The following is a 17,448-nucleotide window of genomic DNA, read 5'->3' as shown; positions in this document are numbered from 1 at the left end:
CATTTTATCGTTTCTGCAAGGCCAGTGGTGCCGAAAATCCAATAACTAAAAAACTGCTTGTACAGTTTGGAGCACAAGTGCAATAGGTCCGGAAGGTTCAGATGGTTTAACTGTCCCTATTTTAAAAAAATTAAGTTAACTATATTAGGAGGAATAAATATGTTTAAACATGCGATTGTACGAAAGATTGGTAAAAGTTATGTAAATGGCTTAACAACATCGGATTTAGGAAACCCGGATTATGAAAAAGCGCTTGTACAACACGAGGCTTATATAGAAGCATTAAAACGCTGTGGTGTGAAAGTGACTGTTCTCGAATCGGATGAAACGTACTCTGATTCTACGTTTGTAGAAGATACCGCCGTGTTGACGCCAAAATGTGCCCTTGTAACGAATCCTGGTGCAGAAAGCCGAAATGGTGAGATTATTGAAATGAAAGAAGTTTTAAAAGACTTTTATGACACAATTGAGTATATTCAATCTCCAGGTATGTTAGATGGCGGAGATGTCATGCAGGCAGAAGATCGCTTCTATGTTGGACTTTCTTCAAGAACAAATGAAGCAGGTGCTCGGCAGTTCAAAGATATTATGGGTAAGTATGGCTATGATACGACCATCATTCCACTTAAGAAATTCTTTCATTTAAAAACGGGCGTGAATTATCTAGGAGACAATAATTTATTAGTGGCCGGAGAATTCATCAATCATGAAGCTTTTTCTAGCTATAATCAAATTGTTGTAACAGAGGACGAAGAATATTCGGGTAACTGCGTCCGAATGAACGACTACATTATTGTCCCGAAAGGATTTGAGGGAACAAAGAAAAAGATTGAAGATATTGGATACACTGTGATTGAAGTGGAGATGTCAGAATTCCAAAAACAAGATGGCGGTCTTAGTTGTCTCTCATTAAGATTCTAAGTTAGTTAGGAAGAAGGTGGATTATTAGCAAAGAAAAGGACGTGATAATATGGGGAATGGTTTGGAAAACAATGAACAACTGCAACGCTCAATGAAAAGACGTCATTTATTTATGCTTTCGCTTGGTGGCGTTATTGGGACAGGCCTATTTTTAAATGCAGGCTATACAATTAATCAAGCAGGGGCTGGAGGGGCTCTGGTGGGTTATTTAGCAGGTGGTCTTATTTTGTATATGGTAATGGTCTGTCTAGGCGAGCTAGCTGTTCATATGCCGGTTACAGGTTCATTCCAAAAATATGCTGCTACATATATTGGACCTTCCGCTGGTTTTTCGCTCGGATGGATGTATTTCGTCGGTTCAGCCGCAACTGCAGGAGTTGAGTTTACAGCAGCGGGAATATTGATGAAACACTGGTTCCCTCATGTTCCTATCTGGATTTGGTGTGCTGTGTTCATTGTACTTTTATTTACATTGAATGCGTTAACGACAAGAGGCTTTGCAGAGGCGGAATATTGGTTCGCGGGAATAAAAATCGTTGCGGTAATCTTGTTTATCTTAATTGGAATCGCTGGCATCTTTGGCTTTGTCTCCTTATCTGATCGTCCAACCCCATTCTTTGAGAATCTAGCTCCTTCTGGACTTTTCCCAGCAGGTGGTATTGCAATTGTCTTTGTGACAATGATGAATGTAATATTTTCTTATCAAGGCTCAGAACTAATAGGGATTGCAGCAGGGGAAAGTGAAAATCCTGAAGAGAACATACCTAGAGCTATTCGAAATGTAATTTTTAGAATCATTGTATTCTACATTGCCTCCATTATTATTCTTTCTGCCATATTCCCTTCTTCTGAATTAGGTCTATTAGAAAGTCCTTTTGTAACTTTAATGAAGATTGCAGGGGTCCCTTATGCAGCAGGTATCATGAATTTTATTATTTTGACAGCTATTCTTTCTGTTGGAAATTCATGTCTTTATGCATCTTCACGTTTACTTTGGTCGATGGCACATGATGGAATGGCACCTAAGATATTTGGTATTTTGTCTAAGAGAAAAGTACCGTTGAATGCCCTTCTTTTTACAATGTCTTTTTCACTCTTATCGTTATTGACCAGCTTTATTGCTGCTGATACTGTGTTCGTATTACTTATGTCAATCGCAGGTATTTCCGTCACGATTTCATGGATGGGAATTGCTTTATCGCAATATATGTTTCGTAGGAAGTTTTTAAAAGCGGGTGGGAAAACGGAAGAATTACAATACAAAGTACCATTTTATCCATTTGTCCCATTGTTTTGTTTAGGATTTTGCTTTTTGATTCTAGTATTTCTAGCTTTTGATTCTACTCAACGAGTCGGATTATTTTATGGGATAGGATTTTTAATCGCCTGTATATTATTCTATAAATTTAAACTGGCTAAGAAAGTAGAGTCAACAATAAATGTTGATAGTAGTAATGAAAAAATAATGTAGTTTAGAATCTACAGGGCATTATCTTCTTGGATTACTGGATTAGGATAAAATTTGATTTTTATCTAAAATGTAAAAAGGACTGATCTTTTTTTCAGTCCTTTTTCATATGGAAGTGGAAATTACTTCACACATTCAAATCTAGATCATCAAGTATTGTTCTCGTTTTTTAATACCCAGGCACATTGGCTGTATAAAAAGTTATATGAGAAACATCGCAACTATTGTTGTGACTACTAATCCAATGGTTACCGGTAGCAGATTCCGGCGTGCAAGTTCGAAGGGACTGACATTACATATTGCAGCGGCTGGGATGAGTGCCCAAGGAATCAAGGTTCCGCCGCCTACCCAAATTGCAGTTATTTGCCCAAGTGCAGTCAAGGTGGCGGTTCCGCTTCCAATGGCCGTTCCAAATAGTTTGGCAACCGATCCTGCTAAAGAGATTCCTGAAAACCCCGACCCATCGAGGCCAGTGATGGCACCGATGCCCGTTAATGTAACGGCGGCTATTTCTTTCGTTAAAGGAACTGAGGCCGCTAATGCGGCACCGAGATCATTGACGATGCCGAGAGACGTTTTTGGTAAATAGTCACCGATGATTTGGTTGAAGCCAGAATCACCTAAATAGAAGAATGCAGCGATTGGAATGACGGGTCCGAATACTTTGAATCCAAATTGAAATCCCTGAATTAAATAGGCCGTTGATTTTTCAAGTCCTTGTTGTTTATGTGCGACAAGGGATAAAATGAGCAAAATGAAAACGGCAGTACCGCCAACCAATGCGGTTGCATCTCCCCCTTGTAACTTCAAAATCGATAATGCCACAACATCCAACAGAAATGCGATCGGAATGAAGACTGCAAAAAACTTCTTTTGTGCCAGTGTGAGCAGATCTTCACTAAATGTTTGATCTTGGAGGATACCTTCATTATCCTCCGCCTTGATTCTTCCAAGTTTCATATCCCGCTTCAAGAGGATAAAGGCGGAGAGGGTGGTGACGACGCCCATTGTGATGACAAGGGGAATGCTCGCAGCGATAACATCACCGACTGGTATCGAAGCGGCATCCGCCGTCAGTTTAGGTGCAGCTTGAATGATGAAATCCCCTGACAATGCTATTCCATGACCAAAAAGGTTCATCGCCATCGCCACACCGAGAGCAGGTAAACCAGCCCGTAATGCAACGGGGAGCATAACCGCCCCAAGTAAGGCAACAGCCGGTGAGGGCCAGAAAAACCAGGATATGATCATCATGACGATTCCGATTATCCAAAAGGCAAGGGTAGGATTTTTAATGAATTTAGCAAATGGTGCGATCATGACATCATTAATTCCAGACTTTGTTAAAACTGTGCTCATGGCAACTATGATTGAAATAATTAAAATCGTGGACATTAATTCTGTGATTGCGAAAATGAAGCTGTTAAATATACCGCTAATGGATGAAGCTAAACTGCCTGTAGCAACTAATGCTAATAGGAAGATTCCGACTATACAAATGAGGGTAGTGTCACGACGTTTTACCATAAACCCGATTATCAATGCGATAAATACAACATAAATCCAATGGAGTGCTGTCAATTCCATCTCCATGATCCGTCCCCCTCATAAATGTGCCTAGTTACAGATTATGAGGGGAGATCGGGGTGGTGAGTTGTTTCATAAATTTAAGGGCTTATCTTCATTATTTTCACTAATGATGAAAATATCGAGTTCAAGAAGCAGCAACATGAATGCTTCTTGAACATTTTGTCATTTGGTTTATTGTGTACGGCAGCAGGGATGTCCTGGGCTTGTTAACATTTAGCCGAAATAGAAAAAATGATATCAAAAGTAATGTCAAAAATGATGCTACTGAATCGGCTATCATTAAAACAAAGCTAGACAATATTGGTCAATTTGTTGATTCAATTAGGATTGACTTTAAAGCTAGTGACCAGCGTAGGACTGCATTGTCAGAGACGGTTATTCGTATAGATAAGGCAAATCATCTTAAATATTGACGCTGATAAACTTGTGGAATTTTGGCATTTGGGACGATAAATAAGACAGCCATATTGGTTGCCTTATTACTTCAATAGCAAATGAATTTTCTAAGCATTAATTTTCCTATATCTTAATGTCATATCAACTATAGTTAATAATAAAACAAACCATAAAATAGGATTATTTAATGAGATTCCTACAGTAGATTTCCCACCCATTAATGTTAATACTCCTATTAGCACTAAAGTATAGAGAATAAATGCTGCTTCTCCTATAAATGAGTTTTTTTCGTTATCTTCATCAGTCTTTCGATTAATTACCATATAGATAATCACTACTGCGATAATTCCAATTGTCATTGTAGTCTTAGACATGTCACTGAAGACGATATTCGGGAAATAATCAAAAATCATAAGACCAGAAAATAATAAAAAGATACCTATTCTCACTAATGTTATCAAATTCATCTTCCCCATTTGTGTTTACTTGTGCCTTATCAGTTTGGATTGCCCCTTCGTTTGCTGATGCAAATGCTTTGCAAAACTATTAATTACTAAATCGAAAACTATAATTCATGACAAAAACCTTCTTATTTTACACATCAAACCTCAGTTGGTAAAATATATTAATTATAACTAGTACTATAATACCATAATAATTTAAAAATATAATTTTTTTATTTTTTCTTTAAAATAAAGTACCTAGAGATATATTGAATATTTCAAACAGATAAGGAGCGATTTTTTGAAAAAAAAATACACTGGGAAGACAAATGTTTTATTTTAATAACGCTTTTAGCTATTCCAATGGGGTTTAATCCGATATTTAGTTTGTATTGACTATTTTAAATTGTATGAACCGTACTACAGCACAATAAGACTAATTTTTAAAAGCCCTTCTCGTTTGAGAGGGGCTTGATAAATGTAATATTTAACGACCTAAAGAACTTTCTAATTGTAGGGTATTTTATCGGATTTATCCAGTTATGAATGTTGTGGATTTAAGGAAGTAAATTCAGATGTTTAATCTACATCAAAAGCCAACATTGCCATTTCGTTTGAATAAATTCTTTTGCAAGCCATCATCACGCCAAGCCCAGATTAAATGGCCCATAAAACAACGGTGAGCAGAACAGGCCCTAGTAAGTTGTTTCATAAATTTAAAGGCTTATCTTCTTTATTTTCAACAATACATCAAGTATCCTTAATTTGAATGGCCATTACTGTAAATGAGGGATAAGTCGTGAAACAAATATATAGTAATATTATACAATTTCGGGGTACACATTATGAGTTTGGATACATGCAAGGTGAGGAGTTAAAAGATTCACTAACGGTAAAAAATCGTGAAGATCAGTGGAAGATTAGGCAGCCACGGTTTACGGTTGAAGAAGAAGAGGTCAAGAAAGCGATTACACAATTTGCCCCTGGTGTGTGGGAAGAATTACTTGGCTTGCAAGAAGCGCTGAAATGGCCAATTGAACGTGTGTTGCAGGAGTTTGGAGGGTACCGATTGGATTATGTTCGTTCGGGATGTTCCATTATGACAGGTGAGAATTATTTCATTCGTAATTATGATTACCACCCAAAGACATATGAGGGACGCTTCGTCCTATTTCAACCAACCGATCAGGGCTATGCTAGCATTGGTCCAAGTCAACGTGGGACTGGACGGATGGATGGCATGAATGAAAATGGGCTAGTGGTTGGATATAACTTTATGAATCGAAAGAATCCAGGAGATGGATTCATTTGTTGTATGATTGGTAGATTGATTGTAGAATCTTGTGCGAACGTTCAGGAAGCGGTCGCGATGTTGAAGGAAATCCCACATCGGCATTCATTCACTTACGTTGTCTACGATAAAAGTGGTGATACCTATATTGTGGAAACCTCTCCGAGAAATGTAGAGGTGCGCAGGTCAAATGCCTGTACCAATCACTTTGAAATCATGAAAAATGAAAATCGTAACCATCTTATAGATTCGAAACGCCGATTGGAAATTATACAAGATCATGAAGGGAAACTTTCATCTGCCTACGATGCTTATAGATTGTTTAATGATACCAACCAAGGTGTCTTCTCAGATTTATATAGCAGCTGGGCAGGAACGATTCATACATCCGCTTATTTACCTAAGGACATGAAAGCTTGGATGGCCTTGGGAGGGAACCAGGAACCTACTTCAATAGATTTTGCGAAATGGCTCGAAGGAGAAGATGTTGAGTTAGACCGAATTAGAGGTGTAATTGATACGGATATTCCATTTGTACATATGGATGAGGGGGCAAATTGGTTTCGGAATTGATCGCTCCCTTTGGAAATTCAGATAATATAGCTTGATTTGTTGTGACAAAGCTGAAAACTGGGAATTTTTATGATTAGAGAATTAAATGGACAAAAACAGTGATTGCTGTAGAGACAGGATTTGATTTTAAACGGTAAGTAAGGCTTATGTAATCTTGAAAATTATTTACGTATCGTTAAAGGAACAGTAATCATTTTTAAACAGAATTGCAAAGGATTTGGAATTAAATACTCGTAATTGGGGGCATTTATAATGGATGAAAATGAAAGCTCGAAAGGATCACGAACAGTTCAACGCTCAATTAACATAATGAACTGCTTTACTATGGAAGAATCTGAATTAACTCTGACAGAGATCTCGAATAAAATTAATTTGGCAAAATCAACAACTTCCAGGTTAATAGATACTTTGGTACATAACGGTCTTCTTCAAAAAAAATTCTCAAATTCAAAATACCAGTTTGGCTACAAAATGTATCAATTTGGTCGTATTGCAGAAAATACCATCTCATTTGATATAACAGAAATTGCAAAACCATTCATGAAGAAGTTAAGAAATGAAATTGGAGAATCAGTAAGTTTATATATGCTGGAGAATAAAAAACGAAGGTGTATTGCGCGATACGGGAGCAATCAATCAATCCGTCATGTTGTAAGTATTGGGGAGATACTTTCGTTGGAGATTGGTTCAGGGGGAAAGGTGTTATTAGCTTTTCAGTCTCCATCGTTTATTGAATCCACATTAAATGATTTAGATTCAGAAAGTTTACGCATAAGTCTTACAAATGAATTGCCGATCATTCAAAAAGAATCTATTTCAATAAGTTTAGATGAGAGGGGAGCAGGGGTTAATTCAGTTGCATCACCTATCTTTGGATTAGATCGAGAAGTGAATTTTTGTCTATGCGTATCGGGCCCGAGTACACGATTTACGGAAGAAAGTATGAATGCTATAAAAAATGAAGTGAAGACAATTGCCTTGAAAATTTCCGAATGTTTTAGTAATCCAAAAGAAAATCATTCATTTTAGAAAAGATACACCCATCCTATTACTAGGCGACGCCTCACTGGCGCTGTCTTTTATTTTTAACCTCTTAAAAAAACAGAATTTTATAATTTTTATAGTGACATCTAAAAAGTGCTTTGTTATAATCAACACATAAAGTTCTGTTAGATGGAATTATTAGTTCCATCTAATGAAACTCAAATCAATTTAATAGTAATCGATGATAGGAACATTTCATATTTCCATTGCGTCTAGCAACAGTAATACTGAAATAAAACATCAAGGAGGAAGTAATTACTATGGATAATCCTACAAATGGACCTTTGACAGGAATTCGTGTTATTGATGCATCTACTGTGATTGCAGCTCCTTTTGCAGCCACTTTACTAGCAGACCTGGGAGCAGAAGTTATAAAAATTGAACTTCCAGATAAAGGGGATCCTTTGCGTGGACTGGGACCTTGGAAAGAATCTGAACCGTTAAGGTGGCCAGGGCTTGCACGTAATAAACAGTCTGTAACATTAGACATTCGCACTAAAGAGGGCAAGGAGATATTTAAAAAATTAATTAGAACCGCAGATGTATTAATAGAAAATTTCAGGCCTGGAACCATGGAAAAATGGGGACTAGGATATGATGTGCTGAGGGAAGTGAATCCCCGTCTCATTATGACTAGGCAATCTGGTTATGGGCAGACAGGGCCATATGCAGAAAAGGCAGGATTCGGAACGCCTAGTACTGCATTTTCGGGATATACCTACCTACAGGGATTTGAGGACCGACACCCAGTAAGCCCTTCATTTTCATTACTCGATTATATATCTGGCATATATATTGCTTTTGGAACTGTAAGCGCTCTCCTTCATCGTGAAACATCGAGTAAAGAAAAAGGTCAAATCGTTGAGATGGGACTATACGAAGGGATGTTCAGGATGATGGATTTCTTAATTGCTGAACATGATCAGCTCGGAAAAGTACGCGAGAGAGCACCTATGCTTCACGGTCATTCAAGCCCTTCGGGTACTTACCAAACAAAAGACGGACATTGGGTTGTCATGGTATGCAGTACACAAAAAACATGGGAACGTTTGGCTCAAGCTATGGATCGGACGGATTTGATAGGAAATCCTGATTATTTAACAAACCAAGCACGAATGAATAACAATGACATCCTTCAAGAACTTGTTATGACTTTTATGAAATCTCTAAATAAACAAGAACTTTTGAAGACAATGGATGAGTTTGGTGTTCCCATTTCTCCTATATTAAGCATAAAAGATATCTTCGAAGATCCTCATTATCAAGCGAGGGAAAATATTTTGGAAGTTGATCATCCTCGGTTAGGCAAAGTTAAAGTTCCCGGCATCGTGCCAAAGTTTTCAGAAACACCTGGGCGTATCCGTCATCGTGCACCGGAACTGGGAGAGCATAACAAGCAGGTATATAGTGGACAACTTGGTATATCTGAAGAGGAATTAACAAGTTTGAAGGAAAAGGGGATAATTTAACATGCAAAATAAAAAAAAGGTTGTACCCGAACAAGTGAATATATGGGAAGTCCTGCCACGAGATGGTTTTCAAATGGAAGAAAAATGGATACCTACAGAGGAAAAGGTTCGTATTATTCGTGGTCTGGCAAGTACAGGAATTAAACACATTGAAGTTACATCATTTGTACATCCGCGAGCAATACCCCAATTAAGAGATGCTGAAGAGGTTGTAAAACAGGTTCAGGATTTAGATGGAGTAAAGTTTCGGGCGCTAGTTCCTAACCTGCGCGGTGCAGAACGTGCTATTAATTCAGGAATGAAAAAAATAAAAATATTATTATCGGCTACAGACTCGCATAGCCTATCCAATTCTAACTGTTTAGTTAGTGAAGCACAAAAGGATCATTTGCCTATTGTAGAACTTGCTAGAAAATATGGTGTAGAAGTTGGAGGTTCAATTGCGGTAGCTTTTGGTTGTCCTTATGAAGGAAAGGTACCTTTGGAAAAGATCTTATCAATTCTTGAAGGTTATAAAAATATGGGGGTTACTGAGGTTTCATTAGCAGATACGGTTGGAATGGGAAATCCAAAGCAGGTTTCTGAAATGTTAAGTATTTTAAGAAAATTATTCCCTAGTTTCAAGTTCACTTTGCACTTACACAATACAAGAGGGATGGCATTAGCTAATGCAGTTGCAGCGTTGGAGCAAGGAGTTACAGACTTTGATAGTTCTACCACGGGATTGGGTGGATGCCCTTATGCTCCTAACGCTGCTGGAAATATACCCACTGAGGATCTCACTCATGCTTTTCATGAGATGGGAATTCAGACAGGAATTAATCTTGACTCATTACTCGATGTTGCTAGGGATATCAAAAATACAATTGGGCATGATGGTGGAAGCTTTATTCTTAAGGCAGGTCCAAATAGTAGGCTGCACGCTAAACCTAAAAATCAAATAAAACTGGGATGAGAACGAAAAGGGATTCATGCGAATCCCTTAAAAAACTTCAAAGGGTAATATTTAGAATCGAAAATTGTTCCAATTAATCTGAACAAGTATGAATTAGAAAGCGCTATTCTATTGCCAAACATGAAATGAAAACGCATTCAAATAAAGGGGAGGTATTTATGTTATCAATTTTAGGATTTATGATGATTGTTGTTTTTATGTATTTAATTATGAGTAAGCGTTTAAGTGCTCTTAATGCCCTGATTATCATTCCAGTCATTTTTGCACTAATTGGTGGATTCACTGACCTAGGACCTATGATGATGGATGGAATTGGAACTATTGCACCAACAGCAATTATGGTTACATTTGCCATTTTATATTTTGGGATACTAATAGATGCAGGTATGTTTGATCCTTTGGTGAACAGAATGGTGAAAATATCAAAAGGGGATCCGTTAAAAATTTCAGTTACTACTGCAGTTTTGTCTTTGTTGGTAGGATTAGACGGAGATGGAACGATCACATACCTAATTGTTGTTACGGCATTATTGCCATTATACGAGAGATTAGGGATGAATAAGCTAATACTTGCTTGTCTCCCCGCAATGTCAATGGGAATTATGAATGTCCTTCCTTGGGGTGGGCCAACTGCAAGGGTTATGTCTATATTTGGTTACGATGCAATGGAACTACTTGGACCAATTATTCCATCTATCATTGCTGGGGCATTATATGTAATTGGGCTTGGTGTATTTTTTGGCTTAAGAGAACGTAAAAGATTAGGTGTATATGGCAATAAAACGGAAGCCGAAGTGGAAATAGCCGCATCAATCGAGGACGAGGCTGTTCAATCATTAAAAAAACCAAAATTGTATTGGTTCAACATAATGCTTACACTACTATTAATTTTTGCATTAGTTAAAGCCATTTTGCCACTCCCAGCCCTATTTATGATTGGCTTTGTCATTGTCATAGTCGTGAACTACCCTAATTTAAAAGATCAACAGAAAAGAATTGAAGCACATGCAGGAAATATTCTAACTGTTACTTCCTTGATTTTTGCTGCAGGTATTTTCGCAGGTATTTTGGAGGGAACGGAAATGGTTGATGCAATGGCATCATCTTTGGTCAAAGTAATTCCTGACTTTTTAGGTCCACAATTGCCAGTTATCGTAGGACTAACAAGTATGCCATTCACTTTTGTAATGGCGAATGATCCTTATTATTTTGGTATAATTCCAATTATTGCTGAGACAGCTGCGGGATTCGGTATTGATAAACTTGAGATTGCCCAAGCATCGTTATTAGGGCAGCCTTTACATTTATTAAGTCCTTTGGTCGGTTCCGTTTACGTATTAATCGGGCTTGTTGGTATTGAGTTTAGAGAGCATATTAAATTTTCATTTAAATACGCTGTTGGAACAGCTCTGGTTATGATTATTACAGCTATCTTTTTTGGTGCATTATCAATTTAGTTATGTAATCAGTTGTCGATTTGAAAGAAACTATCATTTTCATTCGAGTAAATAACGAAATGGGGTGTAAACATATGACTAGATTGGACTCAGTTCCTGCTCTTTTACCTGTATCAATCATAGAGAGGGCTAAAGCATTAAGTACGACCCTTATAGCAGATGCGATGGATTGTACCGGTGTAATGGATTATAAGATAAAGCCTGTGGCATCTGGAATGAAAGTGGCAGCGACAGCTATGACTGTTAATATGAGAGCGGGAGATAATTTAATTCTTCATCAAACCATCTATTCTGGAAGAGAAGGCTTTGTATTAGTCGTAGATGGAAAAGACCACAAAGCAAATGCCTATTTAGGGGAGTTAATGGCTGGAGCTGCAAATGCAGTCGGACTTGAGGGTATTGTAATTGATGGATTAGTTCGTGATAAAGAGGCTCTTTGTAAATTGGGATTTCCAGTTTTTGCAAAGGGATTCACGCCTAGCGGACCATTTAAAGATGGACCTGGGGAATGTAATACAACTATCTCGTGTGGTGGTGTAACTGTTCACCCCGGTGATTTAATCATTGGTGATGAAGATGGTGTAGTTGTTGTTTCAAAGGAAACTATTGAAGATGTATTTGCCAAGGCAGAGAAAAAGTTAGCTTATGAGCAAAAGCGCCTCAGAGAAATCTCAGAATATACTCGAAAAAGTAAAGAAGGTGATCCAGAGAGAACTATTGAGCCTTCTTGGTTAAAAAATAAAACAGAAAAATTTTAAATTGTTAATTGGGAGTATTTTGTGGTACAAACACTAGAGGTGGAGGATCGGGTTTTTCATTTAAACTAGTCCGATTCCGAAGTCTCTTTTGAAGCTGTTAGAAAACACTTAGGCTCAGTCTTTGGACTGGGCTTTGTTTGTTTATTCTAGACCTAAGAAATCATGGATACTATTTATTAGTGGAGCGGCTAGCAATATAATATGATAGAGAAATAGACTGGAAAATTAAAGTAGCAAGTAGATAGAAACCTTTCATGTGAACCGTTCCTATCAATTTGTACTTGTAAAAAAGTAGGGGGATGAACAAGTGTTTTCTACAGCTCTTGGATGGTTTAGGTTTATTACAATAATTGAGGGAATCTCATATGTTCTATTGCTGGCTATTGGTATGCCCTTTAAGTACATATTGGATATTGGAGAAGCAACACTCATTTTAGGCAGCATTCATGGTTTCCTATTTGTCGTGTTCGGACTTTTACTACTTTATGTGAGCATTAAATCAAAATGGTCATTTATAAAAATGGCGATGATCTTCATCGTTTCTTTTATCCCGTTTGGGAATTTTGTTATTGATCGAAAACTATTGAAGCAAAGCTAAATAATAAAGAAATATTCAATTTATATCAAAACAAATGACTTTTTAATGGCATATTGGATTAAAAAATTACGTGATAGAGTAGCTTGAATGCATAGCTACTCTTTTTGTTATTTCCAAAATTGCCACCACATTTTTGTTAATTGGCTGCAAGTTGTTTTTTCACTTCTTGAGATTCTCTTATGCTTTCATCTCGTTCATTTTGTCCGTAGCTAACTTAATAGTTGGTCCTTCTATAACCTCATAATAACCATATGTTAATTTGGTGAGATGATGTGGGCAGAGAAGGAAGTGGAAAAATTGTCAAGAAACAGTTAGAAAGGGATATTTAAGTGCGAAATATATTTGACTATCTAAAAGAACAAATAGATATCTTAGATGAACATCTTTGGAACTTAATGATGGATGAGGATGAAATATTAGAGCCGCTTAGAGGAGTTATATATTTTATAAAAAAATATAATTGAGAGAAAAGCGCATGTTAGGATGAAGAGCATAAATTATTTTCATGAAAAGAGGGAGAGAAATTGACAGCCTATACACAACCAATCTATGTGGCAGCCATCTTTTTTGCCATATTGGTGTTTATGTTATTTATTCCATGGCTCATTTATACATATAGAAAATATAATCACTTGCCACTTTCTACTACATTTATCACATTTTCATTTATCTTTTATTTTCTATCAGCGTTGTTTTTAGTATTACTGCCATTGCCAGAAATACGCGATACTTGTTCGTTACAAAAATCTGATACACAGCATTTTTCACTGGTGCCATTTCAATTCGTGGCGAATACCTTTGAGAACAGTGGTATTGTATTAACACAACCAGGTACATATATGCAGTTATTTAAACAACCTTCATTTTATCAAGCGTTTTTCAATTTCCTATTATTATTGCCCTTTGGCGTTTATTTACGCTATTTCTTCCAAGAGAAAAAATATTGGAAGAAAGCTCTTGGCTTCACATTCGTATTAACTCTATTCTACGAAATAACACAGGTAACTGGCATTTATGGCATTTATAATTGTGCTTATCGAATTTTTGATGTAGATGATTTAATGTTGAATACTTCAGGTGGCGTACTCGGCTTCTTCATTGCCCCAGCTGTACTAGCGTTATTTCCGTCGAAGCAGAAAGTTAAGGAGAAAGCAGATAAACTATTAGCCCATGATGAAGTAAAAAAGATGTCTGTATTGCTAGCAATAATTATTGATTTATTCATATGTAAAATTGTAATCCGAATTGTTTTGAACATGTCCAATGTTAATGAGGTTAGTGAATTTGTTGTAAGTACAATTGCATTATTTGTAATGTTTTTTTTCATTCCAATGCATTGGAGTGGACATACAGTTGGTACGAAGATTATGCGCTTTCGCTATGACAGTAAAGTATGTAGGGCAGAAACAAACAAGCGATTGTTTAAACGCTTTGGTGCAATTTATGCCATGTATTTTATAACAGTGATTGCGAGCACTTTGAATAATATGGAAGTACCAATGGACTCTCCTTATTATAAGTCATCCGTATTTTTAACACTGGGTACTTGGGTCATCTTTGTTACTTTAACAATCGTGTTATTCATTCACGTTATGTTAGTCGTATTTGGTAAAGAAAAACGCCGTTTCTACTTCGATGAAGCATCTGATTTGTATACAACTAGAAAAAAATAAGGTAATAAATCGTCTTCTATACAATAGAAGACGATTTTTTTTAAGATTTAAGGTTGCTGTAAGGTTGGCACAAAGATGCTGTAAGGATGGGCATTTATAGTATAAGTATCAGCAAAAATGACGAGGTGAAACACATGGAGCCATTATTAAAAGTAGAAAATATTAAAAAAACATATGGTAAATTAAGCGCTGCTTATACTGCGTTAGAAAATGTATCTTTTGACATTCATGAAGGAGAGTTTGTGGGCATCATGGGGCCTTCTGGAGCAGGGAAATCGACTTTGCTTAATATGTTAGCAACAATTGATTCACCAACTGAAGGGAAAATCTATATGAATGATACGAGTATTCACGATTTGAAGGAAGCTGCTTTAGCAGATTTCAGACGTGACAATCTTGGTTTCATCTTCCAGGATTACAATTTGCTCGACTCATTGACTGTGAAGGAAAATATATTATTACCACTGGCGATTGCGAAAACCCCAGCTAAAGAAATTAATATCTTAGTGAATCGTATTGCTAAAGTATTTGGTATTGAAGATTTACTAGCAAAATATCCTTACCAAATTTCCGGTGGACAAAAGCAAAGAACAGCTGCAGCCAGAGCTCTTGTGACAGAACCTGCACTGATTCTAGCGGATGAACCAACAGGTGCACTTGACTCAAAATCAGCGACAAATCTACTTGAAAGCTTAAGTAATTTAAATGAAAATAATAATTCTACCATCATGATGGTGACACATGATGCATATGCCGCAAGCTTCTGCCGACGTATTATTTTCATCAAGGATGGTACGCTATCAACAGAAATTTATCGTCGTGACCAAACACGTAAAGCATTCTTCCAACAGATTTTGGATGTCCTTGCAACAATTGGGGGTGAGGTAGATGACGTTATTTAGTCTAGCGAGAAAAAATATTGCACGTAACTTCTCCCAATATTTTTTATACATCGCATCTATGGTTTTTAGTATTGTCATCTACTTCACATTTGTGACATTAAAATATAGTGATACGATTGCAGAAAAAACAGCGTCATCACAAAAATTAGATTCACTAATGAGTGGTGCGGCAGTCATTCTAATATTCTTCGTTGCCATATTTATCGCATATTCGAATTCATTCTTTATGAAAAAACGTAAAAAAGAAGTGGCATTGTATGCATTACTAGGCGTACGTAATCGTCAAATTGGCTTTATGCTCTTTTTTGAAAACTTATTATTAGGTTTGGTTTCATTAGTAATGGGGGTTGTTCTTGGATTCCTTTGTTCAAAAGGATTTATGACGATTTTGATTCATTTAATGGGCTATGATGTCATAGCACCATTTACATTTTCGGGATCAGCAGCTTTGAATACAGCTATTGTATTTCTTATTATTTTCTTAGTGACATCATTCCAAGGCTATCGTTTAATTTATCAATTTAAACTAATTGATTTATTCCATGCATCGAAAAAAGGGGAAGCTGCTCCGAAGCCATCTATGATTGTAGCCATTCTTGGAGTATTACTAATTGCCATCGGTTATTGGTTGGCGATGCAAGATCTTTTTACTTCTAAAGTGTGGCAAAAAGTCGGCTTTTTAATGACAGCACTCATTATTTTATCAACAGTAATTGTCGGTACGTTTTTATTGTTCCACAGTGTGACAGGCTTTGTGTTAGCTGTGATTAAGAAAAATGAAAAATGGCTATGGAAAGGTCTTCATATAATGACGATCTCACAACTGCTATATCGTATTCGAGGTAATGCACGTACATTGACTGTAATTGCGGTGTTAAGTGCTACAACTGTAACAGCAGGCGGTGCAGTGTATGGTCTTTATTACAACACAAATGACCAAGTTATGACCGCTGATCCGAATACCTTTATGTATCAGCAAACAGATGCAAAAAGCGATCAACAAGTTAGCAATGTATTGTCAGATACAAAGTACGATGAAAATATCGAAGCACTATCAGTCACATTTAATACAAAAGAATTAAACGCGGCATCAGTTTTCGATAGCTCAGATAAAAGAATTTATACGGTTATCAACGAAAAAACATATAACAAATTAGCAGCAGTACAAAACAAGGAAGAACTACATGTGAATGCTGACAATGCGGTTATTTTAGATATTGGATATGACAAAAGATTCTCACCTAAATACAAAGGAAAGACCATCACGACAGAAAACAACTCTGCAATCACATTCCAGAGCTTTAAAACGCAAACAGTTTTAAATGCCGGCACAGCAGGTATTGCAGTTGTGGTATCAAATGATCAATTTAAAGTATTACAAAAAGAAGGAGAAGCACTAAAATATCGTGTCATTGGTGTGGACAATGCTTCTACGGATTTATCTAAAAAAATTGCAAAACAAATACCTGAAGAAGCGCTATTTTCTAGTGCCCCTCAAGATTTTCAGAGAAGCATTGAAGGCGTGGGATCACTGCTCTTTATCGGAAGCTTCCTGGGTCTGGTATTTTTAGCTGCAACAGGTAGTATCATTTATTTTAAAGTATTAACTGAAGCAGAGGAAGATAAATCACAATACAATATGCTTCATAAAATGGGCGTTAGCGCAAAAGAAATGCGGAAATCCATTGCATCACAAGTATTCGTAATCTTCTTCGTACCACTAACAGTAGGGTTATTACACAGTGTTGTTGCTTTAAAAGCCTTCTCTAGCTTACTGATGATGGACCTTGCAAAACCTGTGATGATCTGGATGATTGCTTATACAGTTATCTACGGTCTGTATTATATCTTAACGGTAGCTTCTTACAATCGTATTATCACACAAAATAATAAAACAGAAGGATGATCGA

The 17,448-nt window shown here is 36.8% G+C and carries 15 protein-coding genes; 13 read left to right on the top strand and 2 right to left on the bottom strand.

Annotation, left to right across the window (positions count from 1 at the left end):
* Window positions 1-159 precede the first annotated feature (159 nt).
* The gene (locus JFU50_RS06785; protein WP_201222201.1) at window positions 160-921 is read left to right on the top strand and encodes a dimethylarginine dimethylaminohydrolase family protein; all 762 of its coding nucleotides are present in this window, start codon (window positions 160-162) and stop codon (window positions 919-921) included.
* A gap of 49 nt (window positions 922-970) precedes the next feature.
* Window positions 971-2,392: an amino acid permease gene (locus JFU50_RS06780; protein ID WP_098176109.1), complete on the top strand. Its 1,422-nt coding sequence runs from the start codon at window positions 971-973 to the stop codon at window positions 2,390-2,392.
* Window positions 2,393-2,590: 198 nt separating this feature from the next.
* Here JFU50_RS06780 and JFU50_RS06775 read toward each other — a convergent pair whose 3' ends face one another.
* A complete protein-coding gene (locus JFU50_RS06775) occupies window positions 2,591-3,982 on the bottom strand; it encodes a hypothetical protein (RefSeq protein WP_201222199.1) in 1,392 nt (463 codons plus the stop codon).
* Between the two features lie 140 nt (window positions 3,983-4,122).
* Here JFU50_RS06775 and JFU50_RS06770 point away from each other — a divergent pair, with 140 nt between their 5' ends.
* Complete coding sequence (locus tag JFU50_RS06770; RefSeq protein ID WP_201222197.1) at window positions 4,123-4,392, top strand: hypothetical protein; 270 nt, start codon at window positions 4,123-4,125, stop codon at window positions 4,390-4,392.
* Window positions 4,393-4,482: 90 nt separating this feature from the next.
* Here the strand turns inward: JFU50_RS06770 and JFU50_RS06765 are convergent, their stop codons facing one another.
* A complete protein-coding gene (locus JFU50_RS06765; protein ID WP_201222195.1) occupies window positions 4,483-4,749 on the bottom strand; it encodes a hypothetical protein in 267 nt (88 codons plus the stop codon).
* An 868-nt stretch (window positions 4,750-5,617) separates the two neighbouring features.
* Here JFU50_RS06765 and JFU50_RS06760 point away from each other — a divergent pair.
* The 10 genes from JFU50_RS06760 (at window position 5,618) to JFU50_RS06715 (ending at window position 17,444) form a co-directional block, all read left to right on the top strand.
* Window positions 5,618-6,682 (top strand): C45 family autoproteolytic acyltransferase/hydolase, encoded by a 1,065-nt coding sequence (locus tag JFU50_RS06760; protein WP_201222193.1) that lies wholly within the window; start codon window positions 5,618-5,620, stop codon window positions 6,680-6,682.
* A 252-nt stretch (window positions 6,683-6,934) separates the two neighbouring features.
* The gene (locus JFU50_RS06755; RefSeq protein ID WP_201222192.1) at window positions 6,935-7,711 is read left to right on the top strand and encodes an IclR family transcriptional regulator; all 777 of its coding nucleotides are present in this window, start codon (window positions 6,935-6,937) and stop codon (window positions 7,709-7,711) included.
* A gap of 275 nt (window positions 7,712-7,986) precedes the next feature.
* A complete protein-coding gene (locus tag JFU50_RS06750; RefSeq protein WP_201222190.1) occupies window positions 7,987-9,195 on the top strand; it encodes a CaiB/BaiF CoA transferase family protein in 1,209 nt (402 codons plus the stop codon).
* 1 nt (window position 9,196) lies between these two features.
* A complete protein-coding gene (locus JFU50_RS06745; protein ID WP_201222188.1) occupies window positions 9,197-10,150 on the top strand; it encodes a hydroxymethylglutaryl-CoA lyase in 954 nt (317 codons plus the stop codon).
* 158 nt (window positions 10,151-10,308) lie between these two features.
* A complete protein-coding gene (locus JFU50_RS06740; protein ID WP_201182900.1) occupies window positions 10,309-11,607 on the top strand; it encodes a CitMHS family transporter in 1,299 nt (432 codons plus the stop codon).
* Between the two features lie 74 nt (window positions 11,608-11,681).
* Complete coding sequence (locus JFU50_RS06735) at window positions 11,682-12,365, top strand: RraA family protein (protein WP_201222186.1); 684 nt, start codon at window positions 11,682-11,684, stop codon at window positions 12,363-12,365.
* A gap of 307 nt (window positions 12,366-12,672) precedes the next feature.
* Complete coding sequence (locus JFU50_RS06730; RefSeq protein WP_201222184.1) at window positions 12,673-12,963, top strand: DUF3817 domain-containing protein; 291 nt, start codon at window positions 12,673-12,675, stop codon at window positions 12,961-12,963.
* A gap of 524 nt (window positions 12,964-13,487) precedes the next feature.
* On the top strand, window positions 13,488-14,636 hold the full coding sequence (locus tag JFU50_RS06725) for a VanZ family protein (RefSeq protein ID WP_201222182.1): 1,149 nt from the start codon (window positions 13,488-13,490) through the stop codon (window positions 14,634-14,636).
* 134 nt (window positions 14,637-14,770) lie between these two features.
* On the top strand, window positions 14,771-15,538 hold the full coding sequence (locus JFU50_RS06720; protein ID WP_053344432.1) for an ABC transporter ATP-binding protein: 768 nt from the start codon (window positions 14,771-14,773) through the stop codon (window positions 15,536-15,538).
* Window positions 15,525-17,444: an ABC transporter permease gene (locus tag JFU50_RS06715; RefSeq protein ID WP_201222180.1), complete on the top strand. Its 1,920-nt coding sequence runs from the start codon at window positions 15,525-15,527 to the stop codon at window positions 17,442-17,444. The genes JFU50_RS06720 and JFU50_RS06715 overlap by 14 nt, the downstream gene beginning before the upstream one ends.
* Window positions 17,445-17,448: the final 4 nt, after the last annotated feature.

It is taken from the genome of Peribacillus sp. TH14, from assembly GCF_016651145.1.
GTDB lineage: Bacteria > Bacillota > Bacilli > Bacillales > DSM-1321 > Peribacillus > Peribacillus butanolivorans.
The sequence above is the reverse complement of the archived record's forward strand: the minus strand, read 5'-3'. Positions and strand labels throughout refer to the sequence as shown.

What these genes read in the sequence shown, in the direction of transcription:
- JFU50_RS06715 (WP_201222180.1), top strand. Translation starts at nt 15,525, where the DNA reads ATGACGTTATTTAGTCTAGCGAGAAAAAATATTGCACGTAACTTCTCC.
- JFU50_RS06745 (WP_201222188.1), top strand. Translation starts at nt 9,197, where the DNA reads ATGCAAAATAAAAAAAAGGTTGTACCCGAACAAGTGAATATATGGGAA.
- JFU50_RS06780 (WP_098176109.1), top strand. Translation starts at nt 971, where the DNA reads ATGGGGAATGGTTTGGAAAACAATGAACAACTGCAACGCTCAATGAAA.
- JFU50_RS06785 (WP_201222201.1), top strand. Translation starts at nt 160, where the DNA reads ATGTTTAAACATGCGATTGTACGAAAGATTGGTAAAAGTTATGTAAAT.
- JFU50_RS06775 (WP_201222199.1), bottom strand. Translation starts at nt 3,982, where the DNA reads ATGGAGATGGAATTGACAGCACTCCATTGGATTTATGTTGTATTTATC.
- JFU50_RS06770 (WP_201222197.1), top strand. Translation starts at nt 4,123, where the DNA reads ATGCTTCTTGAACATTTTGTCATTTGGTTTATTGTGTACGGCAGCAGG.
- JFU50_RS06735 (WP_201222186.1), top strand. Translation starts at nt 11,682, where the DNA reads ATGACTAGATTGGACTCAGTTCCTGCTCTTTTACCTGTATCAATCATA.
- JFU50_RS06755 (WP_201222192.1), top strand. Translation starts at nt 6,935, where the DNA reads ATGGATGAAAATGAAAGCTCGAAAGGATCACGAACAGTTCAACGCTCA.
- JFU50_RS06765 (WP_201222195.1), bottom strand. Translation starts at nt 4,749, where the DNA reads ATGTCTAAGACTACAATGACAATTGGAATTATCGCAGTAGTGATTATC.
- JFU50_RS06740 (WP_201182900.1), top strand. Translation starts at nt 10,309, where the DNA reads ATGTTATCAATTTTAGGATTTATGATGATTGTTGTTTTTATGTATTTA.
- JFU50_RS06720 (WP_053344432.1), top strand. Translation starts at nt 14,771, where the DNA reads ATGGAGCCATTATTAAAAGTAGAAAATATTAAAAAAACATATGGTAAA.
- JFU50_RS06750 (WP_201222190.1), top strand. Translation starts at nt 7,987, where the DNA reads ATGGATAATCCTACAAATGGACCTTTGACAGGAATTCGTGTTATTGAT.